We start from the raw sequence: 23346 nt of genomic DNA on the forward strand, positions 1-23346 counted from the left end.
GGGGCCCAGCCTACCGGGGCGGGGGCCCGGTCCCGGACGGGTTATCGCGTTCGGTGGCGGATGTCGTCCGGCTGACGGCCCGTCGGAAATCGGGGTTGATCAACCGATTCGCCGGTTGCATTCCGAGTGAGGAGGTTTGTCGCGGTCCGGCCGGAATTCTGCCATCCTGTGCCGGGCCCGCCGCGGGGTCGGGGCCGGGGCGGTGGACAGGGCCTGGGGATAACCGCTCCGAACCTGTGGATAACCGCTGTGGAGAACCGTCCGGCGGGGGTGTTTTCCACAGGCGCGGGAGTGAGCCTGTGGATCGGCGCGAAACCCGCGAGCGATGGCTGACGCGCAAGGGAATTGAGGTTTCAAACCTCGATAAGCCTTCCCGAGTGAACGAATTCGCTCGCTCGGACAGGTGATTTACCGGCTCAAGGGTGACTCTGGTGCGATTAGTCAGCCCTGTGGCCCTAGCTGATGATCTGATCGGACTCGTCAGTAGCTATACCGGTTTGTCGACTCGTCCCCAGCCTGTGGATACCTGTGGATAACTCAGCGCTCCGGGCGCCTGTGGATGGGGACGGCGGGCTGTGGATGACCGCACCACAGCGGCTGTGGACCGCGCCACCCCGCCGTCCGGCACCGTCGGGACGCGTTCCGGCGCCTGGGTGAACTCCGCGCGAGTCCCCGGAGAACGCACACGGTCCAACCGGATCGGGGGCGGCTCGGGGGCGGAACGTGGGTACCGGAAGCGGCTGCCGGACCTTCTCGGGGCGCCGGTCGCCGGTCGCGGTTACCGGTTGCGAGTCGCGGGTTGCTGGCCGCCGGTCGCGGGTCAGTCCTGGGTCGGTCTCCGGGCGAATGGCGGGCGAATGCCGGAAGGGTGGTCGGGGAGTTCCGGTGGGCCCGCCGGTTTGTGGTTCTCGGCCTTCGGGCCGGGGTTCCGGTGGTTCGGGGGTTCCGGTGGTGAGGGGCCCCCGAGGCTCAGAGTTCCCCGCGGCCGTCCAGGCAGCGGGAGAGCCAGTCGGCGGCGTCGGCGAAGTCCTGCTCCGAGGTGCCCGGGCGGAGCGGGGCCGGGGCGCCGTGGTCCGCGCGCGGATAGGAGCCCAGGAACCGCACCTGCGGGCAGATCCGCCGCAGCCCCATCAGCGCCTCGCTCACCCGGCGCTCGCTGAGGTGGCCCTCGCAGTCGATCAGGAAGCAGTAGTTGCCCATGCCTTCGCCGGTGGGCCGGGACTCGATGCGCATCAGGTTGATCCCGCGCACCGCGAACTCCTGCAGCAGCTCCAGCAGCGCACCCGGGTGGTCGTCCGGCAGCCAGACCACCATCGAGGTCTTGTCGAACCCGGTCGCCGAGGAGACCCGGCCCGGGCGGCCCACCAGGATGAAGCGGGTGGTCGGGCTCTCGGCGTCGTGGATCTCGTCGGCCAGCACGTCCAGCTTGTACAGCGGCGCCGCGAAGACCCCGGCCACCGCGGCGTCGTACCGGCCCTCCTGGACCAGCCGCGCGCCGTCCGCGTTGGACGCCGCCGACTCCCACTGCGCGTCCGGCAGGTTCGCGGCCAGCCAACGGCGCACCTGCGCCTGCGCGACCGGGTGGCTGGTGACGGTCTTGATGTCCGCCATCGAGGTGCCGGGCCGGACCAGCAGCGCGAAGGAGATCGGCAGCAGCACCTCGCGGTAGATCATCAGCGGCGTGCCGTTGACCAGCTCGTCGCTGGTGGCGGTCACCGCGCCCTCCACCGAGTTCTCCACCGCGACGAAGGCGCCTGCGGCCTGCCCCGCCCGGACCGCGTCCAGCACCGCCGGGACGGAGGACAACGGCACCAGCTCGCGGGTCCCCGCCTCCGGCAGGGTGCGCAGCGCCGCCTCGGTGAAGGTGCCCGCGGGCCCGAGATAGGTGTAGCGGGTCGCCGACATGGCCGCCTCCGTACGGGGAACCTGGTGCAGAGCAGTACTCGATTTGCCACCTTAGCCACTCGGACGGCCCCGCACGGTCAAGGTCCGCTCTGCGGACCCCCACCGTCCGCCCGTACGTGCTGCGGGGCGCGGGGCGCGGGGCTGGGTGTGACGGTGGGCGGGGTGGGCTGGGGTGGGGTGGGCTGGGATGGCCGGGCTCAGCTTTCGAGCAGGGGCTGGCCCACGTACCCGCCCTCCGGTGCGCCGGGTGGCACCGCGTACAGGCCGCTCGCCTCGTGGCGCAGGAACCGCGACAGGCTGTCCCCGCGCGCCAGCCGACGCTGTACGGGGACGAACCCGCGGGCCGGGTCCGCCTGGAAGGCGATGAACAGCAGCCCGGCGTCCGGCGAACCGTCCGGCAGCAGGCCGTCCTGGTACGAGAAGCCGCGGCGCAGCATCGCCGCACCGCCGTTGCCGGACGGCGCGGCGACCCGGACGTGGGCGTCGGCGGCGACGGCCAGGGTGCCGTCCGGATTCACCTTGGCGAGGTCCACCGGGGTGGTCTCGGTACCGCCGGAGAGTGGGGCGCCGTCCGACTTCCGCCGCCCGATCACCCGCTCCTGACGGTCCGTCGGCAGGTTGTCCCAGTTGTCCAGCAGCATCCGGATCCGCCGGTACACCGCGTACGAGCCTCCGGTCATCCAGTCGGGGCCGTCCGCGAACACCGTCCGGGCGAAGTCGGGCGAGGAGGGCTTCGGGTTGTTGGTGCCGTCGACCTGGCCCATCAGGTTGCGGCCGGTCATCGGCCGCTCGGTCGCGCCCGGGGTCCGCCCGAAACCGGTGGCCTGCCAGCGCAGCACGGCCGTCCCGGACGCCTGGCGCTGCAGGGTCCGCAGGGCGTGGAAGACCACCAGCGCGTCGTCGGCGCCGATCTGCACCCACAGGTCGCCGTCACTGCGCGCCCGGTCCAGGGCGTCGCCGGGGAAGTCCGGCAGCGGGGACAGCGCCTCGGGCCGGCGGGCGGCCAGCCCGGTCTTGTCGAACAGCGACGCGCCGAACCCGAAGGTGACGGTCAGCGAACAGGGGCCGGCGTCCAGCGCCACCTGGTTGTCGAACTCGGCAGCCGGCTCACCCGCGGCCAGCCGGGCGGCGGTCGCGGACCACGCCTGCATCAGCCGCCGCAGCCCGTCCCGGCCGGCCTCCGGGACCAGGTCGAAGACGGCGAGCTGCACCCGGGCCTGGGCGGGCTGCAGGATGCCGGCCTGCCGCTCCCCGTGGAACGGCACCGCTGCGGAGCCGAGCGACGGAGTGCCGCCGGCGGCGCCGGTGGCAGCCGTGCCGGCCTCCGCGTCGGCCGCGCCCACCCGGGCGCCGGCCACACCACCGCCGACCGCCCCGACGGCCAGCCCGGCTCCGATCCCGCCGAGCACCGCCCGCCGCGAGAACTCCGTCATCCCGGTCACCCTCTACTTCCCTGCTGATCTGCATCTGGCCGCGAGCGTTCGCGGGAGGCGGCGCCGTTCACCGGACCGCGGACGTTCACCCGTCGCCGGGCCGTTCACTGGACTGCGGACGTTGACCCGTCGCCGGGGCGTTCACCGGACCGCGGACGTTCACCGGAACGCGGACGTTCGCCGCGGCGTGAGCGTTCACCGATCGGCGACCGTGTGCCGAATCGCAAGCGTTCACCGGGCCGCGACCATTCACGTTGCCGTCAGCGTCCACGGACCCGTGAGCGGTCGCCCGCGCCGGGCCGTTCACCGGACCGCCACCATTCACCGATGCACGAGCGTTCACCGACCCGCGAGCGTTCACGCATTCCCAACCATTCACCGAACCGTGAATGGTCACTGATGCGTGGATGGTCGCGGTCCTGCGGATGGCCACCGCATCGTGGATGGTGGCCCACTCGCGACCGTTCACCGACCGGTGGACGTCCACGCACCCGTTGACGTCCACCGATCCGCGAACACCGCGCCCGTCCCGTTTCAGCCGCCGATCTTCAACGGCTGAACGACCGTCACCTGGTCGATGTCCGAGGAACGCACCATCACCGAGACCACCCAGTTGCCCGCCAGGGGCAGCTGCGCGGTACCCGACCACCGGCCCGGTCCCTCCGCCTTCAGCGTCACCGGCAGCGGACCGAGGTCGCGGTCCGGCAGCGTGAACGCCAGCTCCAGCTCCGGCACCTCAACGGGCTTGCCGGACGAGTCGTCCAGCCGGAGCTGCACGGTGTTCGGCCCCGGCGCCGCCGGGTTCACGGCCACCGTGGCCGTCCCTTTCGCGTTCGGGGTCCGCCCGCCGGTGTCGTACGGGAGTCGCACCTCGACCGTCTTCCCGGGAACGGCGGTGGCCCCGGCTGCCGGAGCCTGCGTCTGTCCCGGTGTGGCCGCGATGGCGCCGGCGACCCGCCCGGGCGGAGAGTTGGTGAGCATCGTCGTCACCACCAGCACCGCCACCGCGACCACGGTCTCCGTCAGCACCGTGCGCCGCAGCCCCGCCCGCGCGGGCGTGCCGTCCTTCTCGCGACGCTCGCCCGCGGCAGCCAGAGCCGCCCGCTGGCGCGCCAGCTGCGCCTCCCGAACCGGGTCCTTCACCCCGTCCGAGCCGTCGGCGCCGCTCGCCGTACTCCCACTCCTACTCGCACCCGCACCCGCACCCGCACCCGCACCCGCACCCGCACCCGCACCCGCACCCGCGCCTGCGCCCGCCGTCCGAGCCGACGCTGCCACGGAAGCGCCGTCGATCGCGCCGGACGCCACACCCGCGCCTGCGCCCGCACGTCCCGCCGCCGGCTCGGTCCGGAGCCGCGCCACCCAGGAGCGCGAGATCCAGGCCACGCCCACCATCGCCACGACCAGCCCGGTCTTGAGCAGCAGCAGCCGCCCGTACTCGGTGTCGACCAGCGCGCTCCACGAACCCAGCCCGCGCCAGGACTGGTACAGGCCGGTGGCCACCAGGACGGCCACCACGCCGAACGCCAGCTTCGAGAAGAGCTCGACCGCCGACGCCTCCAGCCCGTGCCGCAGCCCGACCACCAGGGTGGCCAGACCGCCGAGCCAGAGGGCCATCGCCAGCAGGTGGGCGGCCGACATCGGCAGGGCGAGCCACACCTGGATGCCCACCGAGGCGTGGTCGGCACCGACCCAGGTGGCGGTCAGTGCGACCGCCAGCACCAGCCCGGCCAGCCCGAGCGCGAGGCGCGCGTCCCGCTGCGGCCGTTCGGCGGCCCGCTGCTCCAGCAGCTGCAGCTCCGCCTCCTCGGCATCGTCCGCCGCATCGGCTGCATCGGCTGCATCGGTCGCATCCGCCGAGCCGACACCTTTGATCGCCCGCGCGTCACCCCGCGCGTCACCCCGTGCCTCACCATGACCGGAACCCTCATCGTCCGGCCCGTCCCCGGCGGCCTGGGCGTCCGCCGCAGCCACGACGTCATCGGCGTCCTCCGCAGGCGGCAGCGCCGCCCCGGACCGGTCCGGCTGTCCGAGCTGACCGACCAGCAGCGACAGGAACACCCCGCTCGCCGCGAGCAGCAGCAGCCGGGCGGCCAGGGCGGTCCCGATCCGCTCGTCGAGCGTGCTGCGCACCAGCGACAGGTCCAGGGCCTGGGAGATGCCGCTGCCCCGCTCGTACGGTCCGCGCAGCAGCAGCACCGCGACGGTGGCCACCAGCAGCGTGATCCAGCCGGTCATCAGCAGCCGCTGCACCTGCCGCACGGACGCGCCGCGCGGCCAGCAGATCAGGACGAACGCGGCCGTGCCGGCCAGCAGTGCGAACGCGGCGTACGCGGCCGTCCGGCCGGCGCCGTAGGCGAAGGCGACCAGCCGGTCCGGCTCCGCGTTCTGGATCGCGGCCGCCGAGACCGAGGTGTCGGAGGGGGCGCCGATGGAGAAGACGAAGGCACCGCCGATGGGGTGCGAGTCCTCGGAGACGGCGCGCCAGGCCACCGTGTACGTGCCGTTGGCCAGACCGGGCTTGAGCGAGACCCGGGCGGTCTCCGCCTTGCCGTCGGCATGACCGGGGTCGCCCGCGTCCACGGGCTGTCCGGCCGGGTCGAGTACCCGCACCGAGTCCGAGGAGAGCGAGACGCCCTCGCTGAAGCTCAGGGTGACCGTGGCCGGGGCGGTCGGTACCACCGAGTTGGCGGCCGGGTCCGTGGCGACCAGCGTCGCGTGCGCCGCCGCCGTACCTGCGGCTCCGCCCAGCAGCAGCGTCAGCGCCGCCCCCAGCAGCGCCAGCACCGTGGCCACCTGCCGAGCCGCGCCCACCTGCCGGGTCGAACTCACGCTCCGGGCCGAACCCACCCGCCGAGCCGCGCCCACCCGCCGGGCCATTCGCGCCGACTCGCCGTACGCCGCCCCGTACCCGGGCCGGCCCGCATCCGTCCTCCGCACGCCCGCTGCCCTCCTCGTCGTCCCGCCGTCGTCCCGTGTGCCCACTCTGTCGTCAGCTCCCCGGACGCCAGGTGAGCGGCTTCACCGGCATCTTGACCACGACGGTGCCGCTCTTGGCGAAGGTGAGGGTCAGTTCCAGCTCGTCGCCGAGCGCGGGCGGCTGCCGCCACCCCATGATCATCATGTGGTTGCCGCCCCGGGCCAGCTGCAGCGTGCCGTGCGGGGGCACCGGAAGGCCGGTCAGCTCCTTCATGGTGCTCTCGGACGAGCTGTGCAGGGTGATCGAGTCGGCGGCCGGACTGGTGACCTTCACCAGCTCGTCGGCCTCGCCCCCGTCGTTGCGGACGGTCAGGTACCCGGCCCCCATGCCGCCCGGAGTCGCGGGCAGCGGAACGTACGGGTCACTGACACTCAGCTGCCCCACCGAGAAGCCGCCACCGGCCGCCGAGCCGCCACCCGCCGCCGAGCCGCCGCCCGCAGAAGAGCCGCCACCGGCCGCCGAGCCGTCACCCGCGACCGAGCCCCCGCCCGCCATCGCCCCACCCGCCGGTGCACTCACGGACGCCGCCCGCGCGCTGTCCGCGTCCTGCCCGCCGGCCGGGTTCCCGGAGTCCGAGGAGCAGCCGGCGACTATCGTCCCGGCGCTGAGCACCGCCGCGACCGCCGCGCCGATCAGCGCCCTGCGTCGGAAGGTCACGCCGGCACCCCCTTGGCCATCAGCGCCAGGTCCTGGGTGTAGACGTCGACGGAGCTGTTGCTCAGGTACAGCAGGTGCGCCTTGTCGTCGGAGGGCAGGAAGGCGAGCACCTGGGCGCCGTGGGTGGAGGTGACCGAGCCGTCCTGGTTGACGACCGGGTCCTCGACCATCACACCGAGCGGCTTGGCGGCGGCCTTGACCAGGGTGAGGTCGCCGGTGAGGCCGATGAAGTCCTTGCCCATGGAGTCCAGCCAGGTGCGCAGCACCTTGGGGTTGTCGCGCGCGGGATCGGTGGAGACGAAGACCACGTCGATCTTCTTACGGTCCTCGGGGGAGAGCTTGGACATCGCCACGCCGATGTCGCCCATGGTCGTCGGGCACACGTCGGGGCAGCTGGTGTAGCCGAAGAAGATCAGGGTGGGGCGGCCGGCGGTCTGCTTGCGCAGGTCGTACGGCTGGCCGGCGGTGTCGGTGAGGACCAGGTCCGGCTTGTCGAAGTGCTTGCTGAGGACGGTGCCCTTGTAGGGCGACTTGCTGCTCGCCCTGGTGACCTTCGCGGTACCGGTGTCGCCGGCGGAGCCGCCGGAGGAGCAGGCGGTGAGGGCGAGGGCGCCGGAGAGGGCGAGGGCGGCGAGCGGGAGCAGGCGGGCGTGCGTGCGAGGCATGAGGGGTCCGATCGTGCGGGGGCTGGCCGGCGGGGCCGCGCCGGGGTCAGGGCGCGGCTCCGCCGGCGGCGGGTCAGGCGGAGGGGGAACCGTTCTTGCGGCGCAGGCCGGCGACACCGAGGCCGGCGCCGATCACGCCGACCACGATGCCGACCACACCGAGGGTGCGGGCGGTGGCGTCGCTGCTCTTGGCGCTCGCCTGCTCGGTGGTGGCGCCGGCGGAGTCGCCGCCGTGGTGGCCGCCGGCGGCCGGGGAGGCGGAGACACCGGCGGCGGGGGCGTCGGCGGCCTTGGTGAGCGCCAGCACCGGGGCGGGCTTGGCGGGCTCGGGCTGGCCCTCCTTGGACTCCTCGATCCAGCGGACGACGTCGCCGTTGTCGTAGCTCTGCAGGGCCTTGAAGACGAGCTTGTCGGTGTCGGTCGGCAGCGCGCCGAGCGAGACCCGGAACTCCTGGAACTGGCCCGGGCCGATCTTGGTGCCGGCGTCGGCGGTCCAGGTGATCTTGGAGACGGCCTCGTTGATGTCCTGGCCGTGCGACTTCAGCGGCTTGTCGAGCTTGGACTTCTCCAGGGTGGCCGTCCAGCCCGGCATCGGCTGGGTACGGACCGAGGCCAGCGGGTGGTCCATCGGCAGGCTGACCTCCAGCTTCACGGTGGAGGCGGACTCGTTCTCGTTCGGCACCCGGAACGCCACCGCGGTGTAGCCGCCCTGCGGGGCGTTGCCCGGCTGCACGGTCACGTGGGCGAAGGCGGGGACGGCGGCGGCCAGCACGGTCGCGGCGGCGAGGGCGGCGGCGGTGGTGAAGCGGCGGGTGTGGAGGGAACGCATCAGTGGATCTCCGGTGTACGGCGGGCACGGCTCGGCGCCCGGGCAGACGGGTGGCTGTGCGGCCGCACCACTTCCGGGTACGGCCGTGCGGAGGCGCGCCCGAGCCCGGAGGGCCGGGTCAGCGCGCGAACGCCGCCACCGGGGGACCCCGCCGTACCAGGCTGTGCCGCAGCGCGGCGGCCGCCGGAAGTCGCCGGTCGCCCGCCCGGTCCCGCCCCTGTGCGCCCGGCCGGCACGCGGCCAGCGGGCCGAGCAGCAGGACCAGGGCCAGCGCCAGCGCCGTCCGCAGCGGCTCGGCCCAGGACCGCGCGGTGTCGGCGGTCAGCCGGACCACCCGCCACAGCGCGGCCTCGCCGCGCCGCAGCCACCAGCCGGCCAGCACGGCCGCCGCCAGGTGCCCGGCCAGCATGGCCGGAGTCAGGCCGAACAGGGTCGCCGAGGCCGGAGCGGCGACGTACGCCTGCGGGTCCAGGCCGGCGGCGCTGACCACCTGCTCGGCGGTCGTGCCCGCCGGGACGGGGGTGAGCCCGTTGCCCGTCCGGTCGTCGCAGAGCAGCCGCCCGGCCGTCTCGGCCAGGCCGGGAGCGTGGTGGGCGGCGGCTGCGGCCGTGCCGTGGAACAGGCCGTGCAGGCCGAGCTGGCCCAGCCCGAGCAGCCCGGCGATCGCGGCCATCGAGCGCTCGCGCCCACCGAGCAGGACCGCCGCGGCGCACACCACGGTGAATCCGAGCAGCAGGGCGGACGGTGCCACGTCCCCGCCGCCGACCAGGGCGTGCCCGGCCGCGGCGATCAGGGTGCACACCAGCGCGAACGGCACCGCGCGCAGCAGGCGCAGGTCCCATCCGGCGGCCGCCGGTCGGGCCGCGGGCACGGTGGTGCCTCGGCGCGGGGCGGCGTGGTGGTCGGTCATGGCCGAGCCATCATCTCACCGGCCCCCGAACCGGATCCGGCCGGGTGGGAAATACATCAGAATGCCCCGTTCGGCCCCGGCGTGCGCGCCGTCCCGTGCGCCGCGCGGCACACACTTCCGCACCAGTCCATCCGCCGAACGGGCGGTAGCGCCCCGAACGGACGGTTCACCCCCGGAAGCCTCGGAGATACCTAGTTGTATGTGGAGCCGCAGCCAGGAGGGACCTCCCGTGGACATCTGGTGGACTCTGCACCTCAAGCGCGACCCGGCCAGTGTGCCGCTGGCCCGCCGTATCCTGCTCAGCGCCATGGAGACCGCCGGCGTCGACCCCCAGGTGGCCTACGACCTCGGGGTCGCCATCACCGAGGCCTGTGCCAACGCCGTCGAGCACGCCGTCTCCGGCCGGCCGGACGACGGCTTCCAGGTCACCGCCTCGCTCGACGGCGACCGGCTGCGGATCGAGGTGGTGGACTCCGGCCCCGGCCTCCCGCCGATCGCCGCCCCCGCACCCGCCCCGGCGGCCGACCCGGTCCCCGCACCCGGCACCGCCCCGCCGCTGCCGCGCCCCTCGTCCGCGACGTCCCCGCCCCGGCCGGCCGTCGCCCGCTGCCGCACCCGGCGCGGCCGGGCCAGCCTCTCGGGCCGGCTGCTGACCGTCCGCCGCTCCCGCACCACCGACCGCCCGGCCCCGTACGACACCCACGTCCTGCCGGTCGGCCGTCCGCTGCCCACCCGCACCCCGGACCTGGACGCCCTGCCGGACCCCGCCGCCGAGAGCGGCCGCGGCCTCTTCCTGATCCACGCCCTGACCGACCACGTGCAGCTCCGCAACCACCCGCTGCGCGGCGCGATCGTCAGCTTCGACAAGATCCTCAAGTGGCAGGACGACGCACTGCTCCGGGCCTCCTGACGCCACACCGGCTCACCGTGTACCTCCGCGGCGCCGCCCCTTCCCTGACAACCGCGGCCACTGGAGAACGGCGGCACCGTCGAGGACGCCTCCGACCGCTTCTTCTCCCCGCCCGTCAACCTCATCCTCCCCGGGCGGTCCCGGGTGATGGGCGACGGCTGGGAGACCCGGCGCCGCCGGGACGACGGGCACGACTGGGTCCGGCTCCGGCTGGCCGGCCGAGGCGAGATCCGCGCCGTGGAGATCGACACCGCCCACTACGTCGGCAACGCCGCCGGCTGGGCCGCGCTGCGCGGCCGCGACGGCGGGAGCGGCGAGTGGTTCGAGCTCCTGCCGCCCACCCGCCTCCAGCCGGACACCCTCTACCGCCTGCCGCTGTCCGCGCCCCGCCCGGCGACCCACGTCCGCCTCGACGTCCTCCCGGACGGCGGCATCGCCCGCCTCCGCCTGCACGGCAGCCTGGTCGAGCCCCACGCCTGACCGGCCCGCGGCCGCCGGCCCGCCCGGTCCGCGCGAATTGCCCGAACCGTCCCCCGGACGGAGCATGGTGGCCATGAGGCATCAGATGCGTGCGGAGTACGGTCCGGCCGGAGCCTCCGCCGGGGTGGTCACCTGGCACATCGTCCGCGACGAGGACACGGTCGCGATGTGCGGCCGCGAGCTGGACGGCACCGGCGCCCGCCAGGACGCCAGCCTGTGGACGACCGACCCCGACCACAACTGCCACACCTGCGGCGCGCTCTTCCTGCGCGAGAGCCCCTACCTGCCCGGCGAGCACCCCGAGTGACCGGACGCCCGCCGGGCCGGCGCCCGCGCCCCCGCCCCCGCCCGTCAGCGGCTAGCTTGCTGCCATGGAGCCGATGATCCCGCTGCTGCGCGAGGCGGCCGACCTGCGCACCGGCCACCTGGAGCCGGAGGCCCACGCCGACCTGCTCTGCACCCGGATCGACCGGATCGACCCCGTGATCCGCGCCTTCGTCCCCGAGCACGGCCGCTACGAGCGGCTCACCGCCGAGGCCCGGGCCCTGGCCGCCCGCCACCGGCACGGCCCGCCCGACGGCCTCCCGGTGCTGTACGGCGTCCCGGTCGGGATCAAGGACGTCATCCACGTCGACGGACTGCCCACCCACGCGGGCTCCTCCCTCCCGCCCGGCGTGCTGGCCGGACCGGAGGCCCCGCTGGTCACCCGGCTGCGCGCCGCCGGGGCGCTGGTCGCCGGCAAGACCGCCACCGCCGAGTTCGCCGGCTCCGCCCCCGGGCCGACCAGGAACCCGCACGACCTGGCGCACACCCCCGGCGGCTCCAGCAGCGGGTCCGCCGCCGCCGTCGCCGCGGGCCTGCTGCCGCTCGCCGTCGGCACCCAGACGATGGGCTCGATCGTCCGACCGGCCGCGTACTGCGGTGTGGTCGGCTTCCGCCCCGGCTACGGCCGGATCCCCACCGCCGGGGTCATCGCCCACTCGCCCAGCCTGGACACGGTCGGCCTGTTCACCGCCGACACGGCCGGCGCCGCCCTCGCCGCCGGCGTGCTCTGCGACGGCTGGGAGCACCGCCCGCCGCCCGGCCGCGACCCGGTGGTCGGCGTCCCGGTCGGCCCGTACCTGGAACGGACCCGCCCGGACGCCCGCGAGGAGTTCCTGCGACGGCTCGCCACCCTCGGGCTGACGGTCCGCCACGTCGACCTGCTGCCCGACCTCGACGACCTGCACCGCCACCTCCAGGTCATCGACCGGTACGAGCTGGCCCAGGTGCACGCCGACCTGTTCGCCCGCTTTGCCACGCTCTACCGGCCCGAGACCGCGGCGGCCATCCGGCGCGGGCACGAGATCGACCGTGCCGACCACACCGCGGCCCTGCAGGCCCGGGCGGGCTTCCAGCGCCGCCTCGCCGAGGCCACCGCCGAGGCGGGCGTCGACCTCTGGATCACCCCCGCCGCCCCCGGCCCGGCCCCGCGCGGCCTGGACTCCACCGGTGACGCCGTGATGTCCAAGCCCTGGAGCTACGCCGGCCTGCCCGCCGTCTCCCTCCCCGCCGGACGGCTGGACGGGCTGCCGATCGGCCTGCAGCTGGTGGGATCCGCCGGCGCGGACGAGGACCTGCTGGGCTTCGCCGCTCTGATCGAGCAGCGCCTGGCCGCGTAGCCGCGTAGCAGCCGCCCGCCGACGCGTCGGCAGGATCGGCAGCGGGCGGGCCGGGGTCGGTGCCGAACGGCGACGGGGGCGGACCCGGTGGGATCCGCCCCCGCGGGACGTGCGTTTCGGCCCGGTGGCCGCGGTCAGCCGCCGCCCGTGCGGGTCAGCCGCCGCTCTTGCGGCGGAAGGTCCGCTTGCCGCCGGCCGCCGCATGGGCGCCGTGGATCTTGGAGTCGCCGGCCGGTCCGCCGGACCCGGCACCGCCCTTGCCGCCCTGCTTGGCCTGCAGCGCGGCCAGGAACTTCGACTTGACGTCGTCGGCCGGAGCCGCCGTCTCCTCGGGCTGCTCGGCTGGTTCGGCAGTTTCGCTGCTCATACGGGACCTCCGTGGACGGACGCTGGTGCACTGCACTGCACACCTTCCCACGCCACAGGGTTCCGAGTCGGCTCAGTTCTGCTCGTCGCGGTAGTTCGGTCCACCGATCATCCAGAAGAGCGCCAGGGTCGGGAACCCGAGCGAGGCGAACATCAGAACGAAGAACTGCCAGACCATGGGGAGGCTCCCTCCGCGAGCAGGACAGTCGGCCATCTGACGATATGTCCGGGTTTCCGGTCCTGCCACCGCTCCACCCCTTCGAGGGATCACGGTCCGACCCCTGTCCCCGGCCCGCCCACCGACCGCAGACTGTCGGCATGCAGGTTGAGCTTGCCGCGCAACCGCGGCGGACGGACCGGACGAACGAGGACTTCGCCGCGGCCTCCCCGGAGGCCCTCGTACTGCTGGACGGATCGACCTCGCCCGCCACCCTGGACTCCGGCTGCCGCCACGGCATCGCCTGGTACGTCCGGCGGCTGGGCGTCCACCTGCTGGCACGGCTGACCGACCGGGCCGACCGCGCCATCACCGAGTGCCTGGCCGACGCCATCGTCGAGACCGCCGCCCTGCACGGCGGCCGCTGCGACCTCGCCCACCCCAACACCCCGGCCGCCATGGTGGTCGCCGCCCGGGTGCACGGCGCCAGCCTGGAGTACCTGGTGCTCGGCGACTCGCTGCTCGTCCTGCAGCCCAAGGACGGCCCGCCCCGGGTGATCGGCGACAACCAGCGCTTCCCGGGCGGCGAGGAGCTGCGCCGGCAGATCTGGACCACGGTGCCCGGTTCGGCCGAGCGGGCCGCCCTGCACCTGCGGTACGCCCGGGCGGTACGGGCGGCCCGCAACTCCGGCAGCGGTCCGTGGATCGCCGCGGCCATGCCGAAGGCGGCCCACCACGCCGAGACCGGGTTCGTCCCGCTGGCCGAGCTGCGGGCGCTGGCCGCGCTCACCGACGGCGCCGCCCGGTTCACCGAGCGTTTCCGGCTCGGCAGCTGGGCGGACGCCCTGCGGCTGATGGCCGAGGACGGCCCGGGCGAGCTGATCGCCCGGGTCCGCGAGGTCGAGCGCTCCGACGTGGCCTGCGAGCGCTGGCCGCGCGGCAAGGCGCACGACGACGCCTCGGCGCTCTACGCCCGGATCTGAGGCGGCGGCGGACCGGGAAGCCCGTCAAGCCGTCCAGGATGGCCGCGGAGCCGGGAAACGGGCGCGCGGGCGGAGCGGGAGCCGGCTCCGTGCCGTGCTCCCGCTCCGCCCGCGCGCCCCGGACCTGGGTCCGGTCAGTCGATCGGGTGACCGAACCGCCCGGACTGGAAGTCCTCCATCGCCTGCTGCAGCTCGCGGTGGCTGTTCATCACGAACGGCCCGTACCAGGCCACCGGCTCCCGGATCGGCTGCCCGCCCAGGACGATCACGTCCAGGTTGGGGTGGCGGGACTCCTGCTTGGCGTCCGCCGCGATCGTGAGCGTGTCACCCTCGCCGAACACCGCGGCCTGGCCGGTATGGACCGGCCGCCCCTCGGCGCCGATCCGGCCGTCGCCGTTGAGCACGTACACCAGGGCGTTGAAGTCGGGTCGCCACGGGATGGTGATCTCGGCGCCCGGGGTGATGGTGGCGTGCATCAGGGTGATCGGCGTGTGGGTCGCGCCGGGGCCCTGGTGGCCGTCCAGCTCGCCGGCGATCAGCCGCAGGATCGCGCCGCCGTCCGGGGTGGAGAGCAGCTTCACGTGCCCGCCGTGGATGTCCTGGTAGCGCGGGGTGGCGAACTTGTCGCTGGCGGGCAGGTTGACCCACAGCTGGATGCCGTGGAACAGGCCGCCGGAGGCGACCAGCGACTCGGGCGGGGTCTCGATGTGCAGGATGCCCGAGCCGGCGGTCATCCACTGGGTGTCGCCGCCACCGAGGTGGCCGCCGCCGCCGTGCGAGTCCTTGTGGATGAACTCGCCGTCGATCAGGTACGTCACCGTCTCGAAGCCGCGGTGCGGGTGCCACGGGGTGCCCTTGGGCTCCCCGGCGGCGTACTCCACCTCGCCCATCTGGTCCATCATGATGAACGGGTCGAGGTACTTGGTGTTGATCTTCGCGAAGGCGCGGCGGACGGGGAAGCCCTCGCCCTCGAAGCCCTCGGGCGCGGTGACCACCGCGAGCACCGGACGGGGCACCGCGACGGTGCTGTCCGGCGTCGCGACGCGCGGAAGGGTCAGCGGGTTCTCGACGGTCACGGCTGGCATGTCGGCCTCCTCGGGGTCTGTGGCCTGCATCCGCAAGAATAGTTCAACACTCAACCAAACGCAAGGTTGAAAATTGAACTATGCGGGTGAGCAGAGGTGCGGCACGGAGCGGAATGTGCAGGTGGGGCGCTCGGGCGGGGATGGGCGCCCGTGGCGCCCCCGGGCCGGTCGGGTCAGCCGTACATCCGGCGCATGGTGAAGTCGACCATCTGCTCGACGGCCTTGGCGTCGAACACCATCCGGTGCTCGCCCTCCATGTCCAGCGCGAAGCCGTAGCCGGTGGGCAGCAGGTCCAGCACCTCGGCGCCGGAGACGCTGAAGTGCTTGGACTCCTTGCCCGCGTACCGCTTGAGCTCCTTGAGTGAGCTGAACATCGGGATCACCGGCGTCGGCGTGTTGTGCAGGGCCAGGAAGCCGGGGCGCTCGCCGCGCGGGCAGTACACCTTGGAGGTGATGAAGATGGCCTGGAAGTCCTCGACCGGCATCGAGCCGGTGGTGAAGGCGCGGACGGCGTCGGCCAGCGAGGGCGGCGAGGGCTCGGGATAGAGCGACTGCTGGGGCGCCTGCTGCTGGTCGGCGTACGGGCCGGCCCCGGGCATGCCGGACATTCCCGGGTGCATGCCCTGGTGCATCCCCTGCTGGTAGGGGTCACCCTGGTAGGCGGTCTGCTCGTAGCCGTACACGAGCACAAGGCTATCGGGCCGGAGGGGCGCTGTGGGACGGTGATCCGGACAACGCGGGACTTGTCGCGTTGTGGGACGTGACCACGTTCATAGCCCATTCGTTCGCGGGGGCTTGAACAAGTTACCAACCGGTAGCATCATGGTGGCTACTGGTGGGTAAGTGGGACGCTCCAAGTGGCGGACCCGCGGAAGCAGACGAACCGGAGATAACGGTCATGGGTCACTACAAGTCCAACCTGCGGGACGTGGAGTTCAACCTCTTCGAGGTGTTCGGGCGCGACCAGGTGTACGGCACCGGTCCGTTCGCCGACATGGACGTCGAGACCGCGAAGAACATCCTCAGCGAGATCGCTCGCCTGGCCGAGAACGACCTGGCCGCCTCCTTCGCCGACACCGACCGCAACCCGCCGGTCTTCGACCCGGAGACCAACACCGCTCCGGTCCCCGCGACCTTCAAGAAGTCCTACCAGGCCTACATGGACGCCGAGTGGTGGCGCCTGGGCATCCCGGAGGGCATCGGCGGCCAGGTCACCCCGTCCTCCCTGGTCTGGGCCTACGCGGAGCAGATCCTCGGCTCCAACCCCGCGATCTGGATGTACTCCTCCGGCCCGGCGTTCGCCGGCGTCGTCTACGACGAGGGCACCGAGGAGCAGCACAAGGTCGCCCAGCGCATGATCGACGGCCTCTGGGGCGCCACGATGGTGCTGACCGAGCCCGACGCCGGCTCGGACGTGGGCGCCGGCCGCACCAAGGCCATCAAGCAGGAGGACGGCTCCTGGCACATCGAGGGTGTGAAGCGCTTCATCACCTCCGGTGAGCACGACATGTCCGACAACATCATCCACCTGGTGCTGGCCCGCCCCGAGGGCGGCGCCCCCGGCACCAAGGGCCTCGGCCTCTACATCGTGCCGAAGTACGACTTCGACTGGGAGACCGGCGAGCTCGGCGAGCGCAACGGCGCCTACGCCACCAACGTCGAGCACAAGATGGGCCTCAAGGCCTCGAACACCTGCGAGATGACCTTCGGCGCCAAGCACCCCGCCAAGGGCTGGCTGCTCGGCGAGAAGGTCGACGGCATCCGCCAGATGTTCAAGATCATCGAGTTCGCCCGCATGATGGTCGGCACGAAGGCCATCGCCACCCTCTCCACCGGCTACCTGAACGCGCTGGAGTACGCCAAGGAGCGTGTGCAGGGCGCCGACATCTCCCAGTTCCTGGACAAGACCGCCCCGCGCGTCGCCATCACCAACCACCCCGACGTCCGCCGCTCGCTGCTCCAGCAGAAGGCGTACGCCGAGGGCATGCGCGCCCTCGTCCTCTACACCGCCTCCGTCCAGGACGACATGCTGGCCGCCCGCCTGCGCGGCGAGCACGACGAGGCCGCGGAGCGCCTGAACGACCTGCTCCTGCCGATCGTCAAGGGCTACGGCTCCGAGAAGTCCTACGAGCAGCTCGCCCAGTCCCTGCAGACCTTCGGTGGCTCCGGCTACCTGCAGGAGTACCCGATCGAGCAGTACATCCGCGACGCCAAGATCGACACCCTCTACGAGGGCACCACCGCGATCCAGGGCCTGGACTTCTTCTTCCGCAAGATCGTCAAGGACGGCGGCCAGGCGCTGACCGTCGTCTCCGAGCAGATCAAGAAGTTCCTGGCCGCCGCCGAGGGCGGCGACGCCCTGGCCGCCGAGCGCGAGCTGCTCGGCAAGGCCGCCGGCGACCTGGAGGGCATCGTCGGCAAGCTGCTCGCCGACCTCTCCGGCGTCGAGCAGGACGTCAAGAACATGTACCTGGTCGGCCAGAACACCACCCGCCTGCTGATGGCCTCCGGCGACGTCGTCGTCGGCTGGCTGCTGCTCCGCCAGGCCGCGGTCGCGCTGGCCAAGCTGGAAGCCGGCGCCTCGGAGAAGGACGTCCCCTTCTACCAGGGCAAGGTCGCCGCGGCCCGCTTCTTCGCCCGCAACATCCTCCCGACCGTCACCCCGCAGCGCCTGATCGCCGAGGGTGTCGACAACGAGCTGATGGAGCTCGCGGAGGAGGCGTTCTAAGGACGCCAGGCACACCGACCGCCTGACACACCCTCAACACCGCGGGGCCCGGTACCACACCGGGCCCCGCGGTGTTTCACCGAGGTGACGACCCGTCCGCGGGGGACCGGAAAGCGACCACCCTTCACCGTTCTGTCACTGTTCGCGGGTTCCCGGTGTCCTGTCCGTGTACGGGCATATGCTCGGGTGCGGACCCGGTCCCCCATCCGGTCTCCGACCTCCCTCAACACAGGAGCAACATGTCGACCGCCGCCCGCACGGCCTACTTCGACCGGACGCACACCGACGACCTGATCGCCTTCCTCAGCGCCTCGCCGTCGCCGTACCACGCCGTGGCCAGCGCCGCGGAGCGCTTGGAGAAGGCGGGCTTCCGGCAGGTCGCCGAGACCGACGCGTGGTCGGCCGGCACCGGCGGCCGGTACGTCGTCCGCGGCGGCGCGCTGATCGCCTGGTACGTGCCCGAGGGGGCCGGCCCCGAGACCCCGTTCCGCATCGTGGGCACTCACACCGACTCGCCCAACCTGCGGGTCAAGCCGGTGCCCGACACCGGCTCCTCCGGCTGGCGCCAGGTCGCCGTGGAGATCTACGGCGGCGTCCCGCTCAACACCTGGCTCGACCGCGACCTCGGCCTCTCCGGCCGCCTCGCCCTCCGCGACGGCACCGCCCGGCTGGTCCAGATCGACGAGCCCCTGCTGCGGGTCCCGCAGCTCGCCATCCACCTCGACCGCCAGGTCAACGAGGGGCTCAAGCTCGACAAGCAGCGCCACCTGACGCCGATCTGGGGACTCGGCGCCGTGGACGAGGGCTCGCTGATGGCGTACGTCGCCGCCAAGGCCGGCGTCACCGTCGAGGACATCGCCGGCTGGGACCTGATGACCCATGACGTCCAGCCGCCCTCCTACCTCGGCCGGGACCGCGAACTGCTCGCCGCCCCCCGACTGGACAACCTGCTCTCCGTCCACGCCGCCACCGCCGCCCTCGCCGCCGTGGCCGCCAACACCACCGGCCCGCTCCCGTACGTCCCGGTGCTGGCCGCCTTCGACCACGAGGAGACCGGCAGCGAGTCCGACACCGGCGCGCAGAGCCCGCTGCTCGGCAACGTCCTGGAGCGCACGGTCTACGCGCGGGGCGGCACCCCCGAGGACCGCGCCCGGGCGCTCGCCGGCACCGTCTGCCTCTCCTCCGACATGGGCCACGCCGTCCACCCCAACTACAGCGAGCGGCACGAGCCCGGCCACCACCCGATGCCCAACGGAGGCCCGATCCTCAAGGTCAACGTCAACAACCGCTACGCCACCGACTCGCTCGGCCGCGCCGTGTTCGCCGCCGCCTGCGAGAAGGCCGGCGTGCCGTGGCAGAGCTTCGTCTCCAACAACTCCATGCCCTGCGGCACCACCATCGGACCGATCACCGCCGCCCGGCTCGGCATCACCACCGTCGACTGCGGCATCGCGGCGCTGTCCATGCACTCCGCCCGCGAGCTGTGCGGCGCGGAGGACCCGTACCTGCTGGCCTCCGCGATCAAGTCCTTCCTGGAGGGCTGAACCCGAACCCGGACCCGGGCCCGGGACACCGGGCCGCGCGAGGGCCGGGGCACAGGGCACCCGTCCGGAGCCGCGCGGCCCAGGTCGAGCGCCGGCGCTACTCCGCCGCCTTCGCTCCGTCCGCCGCCTCCGCTCCGTCCGCCGCGTCTTCCATGCCCGCCAGCACCAGCGGAAGCCGGGTCGCCCCGCCCGCGGTGAGCCGCACCGGCACGCCCCAGTCCTGCTGGTGCACGTGGCAGGCCGGGAACTCGATCTCCGGGTCGTCGTCGCAGGACGCGGCCATCGCCGACACGTGCAGCACGCCCTCGGCGACCTCCTCGGACAGCACCAGCTCACGCGAGAGCGCGGTGTCCGCTCCCGCGCCCGAGACCAGCAGCTCCGCCGGGGTCGAACTCACCAGCAGCCGCGTCGACGGGCCGTACCGCTCGTCCAGCTTCTGCCCGCTCGGCGCTTGGAACACCACGTCCAGCCGCAGCCGGCCCGGCGCCACCTCGGTCGCGGCCCGCTGGGTGCGGTGCGCCACCGCGTCCACCCGGACCGCCTCCTCGGGCAGCCGCAGCCGGGTCAGCCGGTGCCGGGCCGACTCCACCACCACGATGTCGCCGTCCACCAGCACCGCGCCCGAGGGCTCGCGCAGATCCGTGGCCAGCGTGCTCACCTCGCCGGCGGCCGGGTCGAACCGGCGCAGCGCGTGGTTGTAGGTGTCGCTGACGGCCACCGAGCCGTCCGGCAGCACCGTCACCCCCAGCGGGTGCTGGAGCAGCGCCTGCCCGGCCTCGCCGTCCCGGTGCCCGAAGTCGAACAGGCCGGTGCCGACGGCCGTGTGGACCGTCCCGGTTTCACGTGAAACCCAGCGCAGCGCCGAGGTCTCCGAGTCAGCCACCCACAGCCGCTCGCCGTCCGCCGACACCGCCAGACCGGACGGCTGGGCGAACCACGCCTCGGCGACGGGGCCGTCCACCAGGCCCTCGTTGGTCGTCCCCGCCGCGACGCCGACCGTGCCGGCCACCGGGTCGAACGCCCACAGCTGGTGCACGCCCGCCATCGCGATCCACACCCGGCCGTCGAAGAAGGCCACGTCCCACGGCGAGGAGAGGTCCACCTCACGGGCCGGACCCTCGGTCGGGGAGCCCTGCCACCACTGCCGGCCCGTCCCGGCCAGCGTGCTGACGTGCCCGTCCGCGAGGCGGACGCCGCGCAGCGCGTGGTTCACCGTGTCCGCCACGACCACGTCGTAGTCCAGACCCAGCCCCTCGGGCACCAGCGCCAGGCCCTGCGGTTCGCTGAACCGCGGCGCCGCGCCGTCCACGAACCCGCGCTCGCCGTCGCCGATCCGGCGGACCACCGTCTCGCCGTCCTCGGCCAGCTCGACCAGCGCGTGGTGCCCGGAGTCGGCCACCAGGAAGTGGCCGTCCGCGAGCCGGACCGCCTTGCCCGGGAACCGCAGGTCACCCGCCTCCGGCTCGGCCGGCACGTACGGGCCGTCGCCGCGGCGCAGCGTGCCCTTGGCCTCGTGCTCCGCCTCCAACTCCTCCACCAGCCGCGCGATCGCGTGCGCGTGGCCCTCGCCCGCGTGCTGCGCGACCACGTACCCCTCGGGGTCGATCACCACCAGGGTCGGCCAGGCGCGGACGGCGTACTGCTTCCACGTCACCAGCTTCGGGTCGTCCAGCACCGGGTGGTGCACCTCGTACCGGGCGACCGCGTCCACCACCGCCTGGTGATCTGCCTCGTGGACGAACTTGGGGGAGTGGACGCCGACGATCACCACGGTGTCGCGGTGCTTCTCCTCCAGCTCCCGGAGTTCGTCCAGGACGTGGAGGCAGTTGATGCAGCAGAACGTCCAGAAGTCGAGAATTGTGATCTTGCCGCGGAAGTCCGCCAGCGACAGGTCCTTGCCGCCGGTGTTCAGCCATCCGCCCTCGCCCACCAGCTCGGGGGCGCGTACACGTGCACGAGAAGCCATGGCCACATCCAACCCCACCATGCGGGTCGGCATTCCGAGTGAAGCCGGTGGACCGCCGCCCCGAGGCGTATTACGGTTGGAATATGAGCGAGAAGGCCAAGCTGAGCATCAGCCTCGAAGGAGAGCTCGGGGCGAGACTGCGGGCCGTCGCCGCGCAGCGCCAGGAACAGATCTCCACCGTGGTGACTCACGCCCTGGTGGACTACTTCGCCAACGAGGAACGTCGGCTGGACGGCCTGGCGGCCATGGCCGAGTACCAGCGTGAGCACGGGGCTTTCACCACCGAGGAGCGCCGAGCTGCTTCAGAACGGGTCGATGAGCTGATGGGCTGGACCGCCACGTCGGAGCGGCAAAGCGCGTGAACGCGATCGTCTACGACTCCGGGGCATTGATCGCCGCGGAGAAGAACGACCGGCCTTTCGTGGCCCAGCACGAGACCTTCCTCTCCGCCCGTGTCCGGCCGTTGGTGCCGGCGGGCGTCCTGGCTCAGGTGTGGAACGCCAGGCCGTCCTCGGCGGTCCTCCACCGGGTGCTGCGGGGCTGTGAGGTCCTTGCGTTGACAGAGGACCGGGCCAAGGCGGCAGCCGAGCTCTGTCACCGTGCGGGCAGCCGCGACGTGGTGGACGCGAGTATCGTCCTGGCAGCCATCGAGCATCTCGACGCGCCGATCCTCACCGACGATCTAGGGGACATCGGGGAACTCGTCGAGGTCTCCGGTCATACCCGCATCAAGGTGGCCCGCCCGTAGCTGACGAGGCGTGGTCTCCGACCGCTCGCGCTACGTGGCGTCCGCCTTGCGGGCCCAGTAGGCGGCCTGCTGGCAGGTGGTGCAGCAGTAGAGGCGGCGGCGTCCGGTCGTGCGGTTGACGACCCGGTTGGGGCATCCCACGCGCTGGCACGGCCCGCCGTCCCGGGTCGGCGCCAGCAACCGCGCGGCTTTCGCGGCCTGGCGCTGTGCTTCGCCGGCTGCCGCCTCATGGCCGGCCAGGGCCCGCAGGACGGCCGTCTCGGCGCTGCGGATCAGTTCCAGCGCGAGGGCGTGGTCGGTGTTCATCTCGAAACCTCCATGACTCCCGGTCGGATGCTGCGGCGGCGAGCGGCCCAGCCGTACGAGATCGGGCTACGCACGGTGATGATGGTGTCGGCGAGGTCGACGTGGGCGTCGACCGCAGTGGTCCGGGCCCCCTGGCCGAGCGGGGTGCGTGGCGGCGGGGTACCGGTCCCGCAGCGGGGCGGTAAGCATGACGGCAGGACGGGCACAGGTTCCCCCGAGTGATCACAGAGCGTCGCAAATCCATCATCGCCCGAGACCCGTGCCTGTCCTACTCCCGGCTCCCACTCCACGCCGATCTGCGCGAGTTCTTGGTGAGAGAGGGCAGAACTCGTCGCTCGCCGCAACCCCGCTCGTGGCGTTCCACCGGCCCCTGGGCACCCCGACCGGAGGCCGTACCCGTCGAGCATCCGCGCGACCCGCACCGGGGATCCGGCGGCCGGACGGGTGAGGCGGGCGGGGCCGGGTGTGGGGTGCACCGTGGCGGGCGGCGGTGGGGCGGGCAGGATGGGCGGGCAGGTTCGGGTCGGCGGAGGAGGATGCGGCGTGAAGTACGTGGTGCGGGAGCGGCTGTTCTCGATCGGGGACGACTACTGGATCGAGGACGAGGACGGCGAGAAGGCGTACCTGGTCGACGGCAAGGTGCTGCGGCTGCGGCAGACCTTCGAGCTGAAGGACCAGGCCGGGCAGGTGGTGGCGGTGGTCCGGGAGAAGGCGTTCTCGCTGCGGGACGCGATGCGGGTCGAGGACGCCGGCGGCGGGACGGTGGCCACCGTCCGGCGGAAGCTGTTCACGCCGCTGCGGGACGGCTACCGGGTCGAGCTCGAGGACGGCGGCGAGCTGGACGTCCGCGGCGACCTGCTGGGCAAGGAGTACCGGATCGAGGCGGACGGGGAGACCGTCGCCGAGATCTCCCGGCGGTGGTTCGGGCTGCGGGACGGCTACGGCGTAGAGGTCGCACCGGGCGGGGACGTTCCCCTCCTGCTCGCCGTCGCGGTCTGCGTGGACCGGCTCGGGGAGCAGGAGGGCTGATCCG

General features: G+C 73.2%; 21 protein-coding genes and 1 pseudogene. 10 read left to right on the plus strand and 12 right to left on the minus strand.

Annotated elements, in window-relative coordinates:
- Nucleotides 1–969 precede the first annotated feature (969 nt).
- From pheA to ABWK59_RS18435, 7 genes are all read right to left on the minus strand, one after another.
- A complete protein-coding gene (pheA, locus tag ABWK59_RS18405) occupies nucleotides 970–1905 on the minus strand; it encodes a prephenate dehydratase (protein WP_354641682.1) in 936 nt (311 codons plus the stop codon).
- 197 nt (nucleotides 1906–2102) lie between these two features.
- A complete protein-coding gene (efeB, locus tag ABWK59_RS18410; protein WP_354641683.1) occupies nucleotides 2103–3338 on the minus strand; it encodes an iron uptake transporter deferrochelatase/peroxidase subunit in 1236 nt (411 codons plus the stop codon).
- Nucleotides 3339–3872: 534 nt separating this feature from the next.
- Entirely contained in the window at nucleotides 3873–6170 is a 2298-nt protein-coding gene (locus tag ABWK59_RS18415) for a FixH family protein (protein ID WP_354641684.1), read from the minus strand.
- Between the two features lie 160 nt (nucleotides 6171–6330).
- Nucleotides 6331–6975 carry a copper chaperone PCu(A)C gene (locus tag ABWK59_RS18420; protein ID WP_354641685.1) on the minus strand — a complete coding sequence of 215 codons (645 nt, stop codon included), beginning with the start codon at nucleotides 6973–6975 and terminating at the stop codon, nucleotides 6331–6333.
- Entirely contained in the window at nucleotides 6972–7640 is a 669-nt protein-coding gene (locus ABWK59_RS18425) for an SCO family protein (protein ID WP_354641686.1), read from the minus strand. Before ABWK59_RS18425 ends, ABWK59_RS18420 begins: the two co-directional genes overlap by 4 nt.
- 73 nt (nucleotides 7641–7713) lie before the next feature.
- Nucleotides 7714–8469 (minus strand): YcnI family protein, encoded by a 756-nt coding sequence (locus ABWK59_RS18430; RefSeq protein WP_354641687.1) that lies wholly within the window; start codon nucleotides 8467–8469, stop codon nucleotides 7714–7716.
- A 118-nt stretch (nucleotides 8470–8587) separates the two neighbouring features.
- Nucleotides 8588–9379 (minus strand): hypothetical protein, encoded by a 792-nt coding sequence (locus ABWK59_RS18435; RefSeq protein WP_354641688.1) that lies wholly within the window; start codon nucleotides 9377–9379, stop codon nucleotides 8588–8590.
- Nucleotides 9380–9608: 229 nt separating this feature from the next.
- On the opposite strand from ABWK59_RS18435, the gene ABWK59_RS18440 reads away from it, so the two are divergent.
- The 4 genes and pseudogenes from ABWK59_RS18440 to ABWK59_RS18455 all read left to right on the plus strand — a co-directional run bounded on the left by ABWK59_RS18440 (nucleotide 9609) and on the right by ABWK59_RS18455 (nucleotide 12430).
- Nucleotides 9609–10289: an ATP-binding protein gene (locus tag ABWK59_RS18440; protein WP_354641689.1), complete on the plus strand. Its 681-nt coding sequence runs from the start codon at nucleotides 9609–9611 to the stop codon at nucleotides 10287–10289.
- A gap of 60 nt (nucleotides 10290–10349) precedes the next feature.
- Nucleotides 10350–10769, plus strand: a pseudogene (locus ABWK59_RS18445) (allantoicase); the annotation flags it as partial.
- Between the two features lie 73 nt (nucleotides 10770–10842).
- Entirely contained in the window at nucleotides 10843–11076 is a 234-nt protein-coding gene (locus ABWK59_RS18450) for a hypothetical protein (RefSeq protein WP_354641690.1), read from the plus strand.
- A gap of 64 nt (nucleotides 11077–11140) precedes the next feature.
- Nucleotides 11141–12430: an amidase gene (locus ABWK59_RS18455; protein WP_354641691.1), complete on the plus strand. Its 1290-nt coding sequence runs from the start codon at nucleotides 11141–11143 to the stop codon at nucleotides 12428–12430.
- 154 nt (nucleotides 12431–12584) lie between these two features.
- Here the strand turns inward: ABWK59_RS18455 and ABWK59_RS18460 are convergent, their stop codons facing one another.
- Nucleotides 12585–12797, minus strand: coding sequence for a DUF5302 domain-containing protein (locus ABWK59_RS18460; RefSeq protein ID WP_354641692.1), 213 nt, complete (start codon nucleotides 12795–12797; stop codon nucleotides 12585–12587).
- A 317-nt stretch (nucleotides 12798–13114) separates the two neighbouring features.
- Between ABWK59_RS18460 and ABWK59_RS18465 the strand changes: the two genes are divergently transcribed.
- Nucleotides 13115–13936 carry an integrase gene (locus ABWK59_RS18465; RefSeq protein ID WP_354641693.1) on the plus strand — a complete coding sequence of 274 codons (822 nt, stop codon included), beginning with the start codon at nucleotides 13115–13117 and terminating at the stop codon, nucleotides 13934–13936.
- A 134-nt stretch (nucleotides 13937–14070) separates the two neighbouring features.
- Here the strand turns inward: ABWK59_RS18465 and ABWK59_RS18470 are convergent, their stop codons facing one another.
- Both ABWK59_RS18470 and ABWK59_RS18475 read right to left on the minus strand, forming a co-directional pair.
- On the minus strand, nucleotides 14071–15021 hold the full coding sequence (locus tag ABWK59_RS18470; RefSeq protein ID WP_354641694.1) for a pirin family protein: 951 nt from the start codon (nucleotides 15019–15021) through the stop codon (nucleotides 14071–14073).
- Nucleotides 15022–15194: 173 nt separating this feature from the next.
- The gene (locus ABWK59_RS18475) at nucleotides 15195–15704 is read right to left on the minus strand and encodes an SseB family protein (protein ID WP_420492801.1); all 510 of its coding nucleotides are present in this window, start codon (nucleotides 15702–15704) and stop codon (nucleotides 15195–15197) included.
- Nucleotides 15705–15919: 215 nt separating this feature from the next.
- On the opposite strand from ABWK59_RS18475, the gene ABWK59_RS18480 reads away from it, so the two are divergent.
- The gene (locus ABWK59_RS18480; protein WP_354641695.1) at nucleotides 15920–17749 is read left to right on the plus strand and encodes an acyl-CoA dehydrogenase; all 1830 of its coding nucleotides are present in this window, start codon (nucleotides 15920–15922) and stop codon (nucleotides 17747–17749) included.
- Between the two features lie 239 nt (nucleotides 17750–17988).
- Entirely contained in the window at nucleotides 17989–19293 is a 1305-nt protein-coding gene (locus ABWK59_RS18485) for a M18 family aminopeptidase (protein ID WP_354641696.1), read from the plus strand.
- Between the two features lie 97 nt (nucleotides 19294–19390).
- On the opposite strand, the gene ABWK59_RS18490 is transcribed toward ABWK59_RS18485, so the two are convergent.
- On the minus strand, nucleotides 19391–21259 hold the full coding sequence (locus ABWK59_RS18490; protein WP_354641697.1) for an NHL domain-containing thioredoxin family protein: 1869 nt from the start codon (nucleotides 21257–21259) through the stop codon (nucleotides 19391–19393).
- Between the two features lie 83 nt (nucleotides 21260–21342).
- Between ABWK59_RS18490 and ABWK59_RS18495 the strand changes: the two genes are divergently transcribed.
- Complete coding sequence (locus tag ABWK59_RS18495; RefSeq protein ID WP_354641698.1) at nucleotides 21343–21621, plus strand: hypothetical protein; 279 nt, start codon at nucleotides 21343–21345, stop codon at nucleotides 21619–21621.
- Nucleotides 21618–22007, plus strand: coding sequence for a twitching motility protein PilT (locus ABWK59_RS18500; protein ID WP_354641699.1), 390 nt, complete (start codon nucleotides 21618–21620; stop codon nucleotides 22005–22007). Before ABWK59_RS18495 ends, ABWK59_RS18500 begins: the two co-directional genes overlap by 4 nt.
- A 30-nt stretch (nucleotides 22008–22037) precedes the next feature.
- Here the strand turns inward: ABWK59_RS18500 and ABWK59_RS18505 are convergent, their stop codons facing one another.
- Nucleotides 22038–22313 (minus strand): hypothetical protein, encoded by a 276-nt coding sequence (locus tag ABWK59_RS18505; RefSeq protein WP_354641700.1) that lies wholly within the window; start codon nucleotides 22311–22313, stop codon nucleotides 22038–22040.
- A 543-nt stretch (nucleotides 22314–22856) separates the two neighbouring features.
- Between ABWK59_RS18505 and ABWK59_RS18510 the strand changes: the two genes are divergently transcribed.
- Nucleotides 22857–23342, plus strand: coding sequence for an LURP-one-related/scramblase family protein (locus ABWK59_RS18510; RefSeq protein ID WP_354641701.1), 486 nt, complete (start codon nucleotides 22857–22859; stop codon nucleotides 23340–23342).
- Nucleotides 23343–23346 lie beyond the last annotated feature (4 nt).

This window comes from Kitasatospora sp. HUAS MG31 (assembly GCF_040571325.1).
GTDB lineage: Bacteria > Actinomycetota > Actinomycetes > Streptomycetales > Streptomycetaceae > Kitasatospora > Kitasatospora camelliae.

Coding starts and splice junctions, on each gene's coding strand:
- ABWK59_RS18425 (WP_354641686.1), bottom strand. CDS start 7,640: ATGCCTCGCACGCACGCCCGCCTGCTCCCGCTCGCCGCCCTCGCCCTC.
- efeB (WP_354641683.1), bottom strand. CDS start 3,338: ATGACGGAGTTCTCGCGGCGGGCGGTGCTCGGCGGGATCGGAGCCGGG.
- ABWK59_RS18455 (WP_354641691.1), top strand. CDS start 11,141: ATGGAGCCGATGATCCCGCTGCTGCGCGAGGCGGCCGACCTGCGCACC.
- ABWK59_RS18480 (WP_354641695.1), top strand. CDS start 15,920: ATGGGTCACTACAAGTCCAACCTGCGGGACGTGGAGTTCAACCTCTTC.
- ABWK59_RS18470 (WP_354641694.1), bottom strand. CDS start 15,021: ATGCCAGCCGTGACCGTCGAGAACCCGCTGACCCTTCCGCGCGTCGCG.
- ABWK59_RS18460 (WP_354641692.1), bottom strand. CDS start 12,797: ATGAGCAGCGAAACTGCCGAACCAGCCGAGCAGCCCGAGGAGACGGCG.
- ABWK59_RS18435 (WP_354641688.1), bottom strand. CDS start 9,379: ATGACCGACCACCACGCCGCCCCGCGCCGAGGCACCACCGTGCCCGCG.
- pheA (WP_354641682.1), bottom strand. CDS start 1,905: ATGTCGGCGACCCGCTACACCTATCTCGGGCCCGCGGGCACCTTCACC.
- ABWK59_RS18505 (WP_354641700.1), bottom strand. CDS start 22,313: ATGAACACCGACCACGCCCTCGCGCTGGAACTGATCCGCAGCGCCGAG.
- ABWK59_RS18450 (WP_354641690.1), top strand. CDS start 10,843: ATGAGGCATCAGATGCGTGCGGAGTACGGTCCGGCCGGAGCCTCCGCC.
- ABWK59_RS18485 (WP_354641696.1), top strand. CDS start 17,989: ATGTCGACCGCCGCCCGCACGGCCTACTTCGACCGGACGCACACCGAC.
- ABWK59_RS18465 (WP_354641693.1), top strand. CDS start 13,115: ATGCAGGTTGAGCTTGCCGCGCAACCGCGGCGGACGGACCGGACGAAC.
- ABWK59_RS18430 (WP_354641687.1), bottom strand. CDS start 8,469: ATGCGTTCCCTCCACACCCGCCGCTTCACCACCGCCGCCGCCCTCGCC.
- ABWK59_RS18495 (WP_354641698.1), top strand. CDS start 21,343: ATGAGCGAGAAGGCCAAGCTGAGCATCAGCCTCGAAGGAGAGCTCGGG.
- ABWK59_RS18490 (WP_354641697.1), bottom strand. CDS start 21,259: ATGGCTTCTCGTGCACGTGTACGCGCCCCCGAGCTGGTGGGCGAGGGC.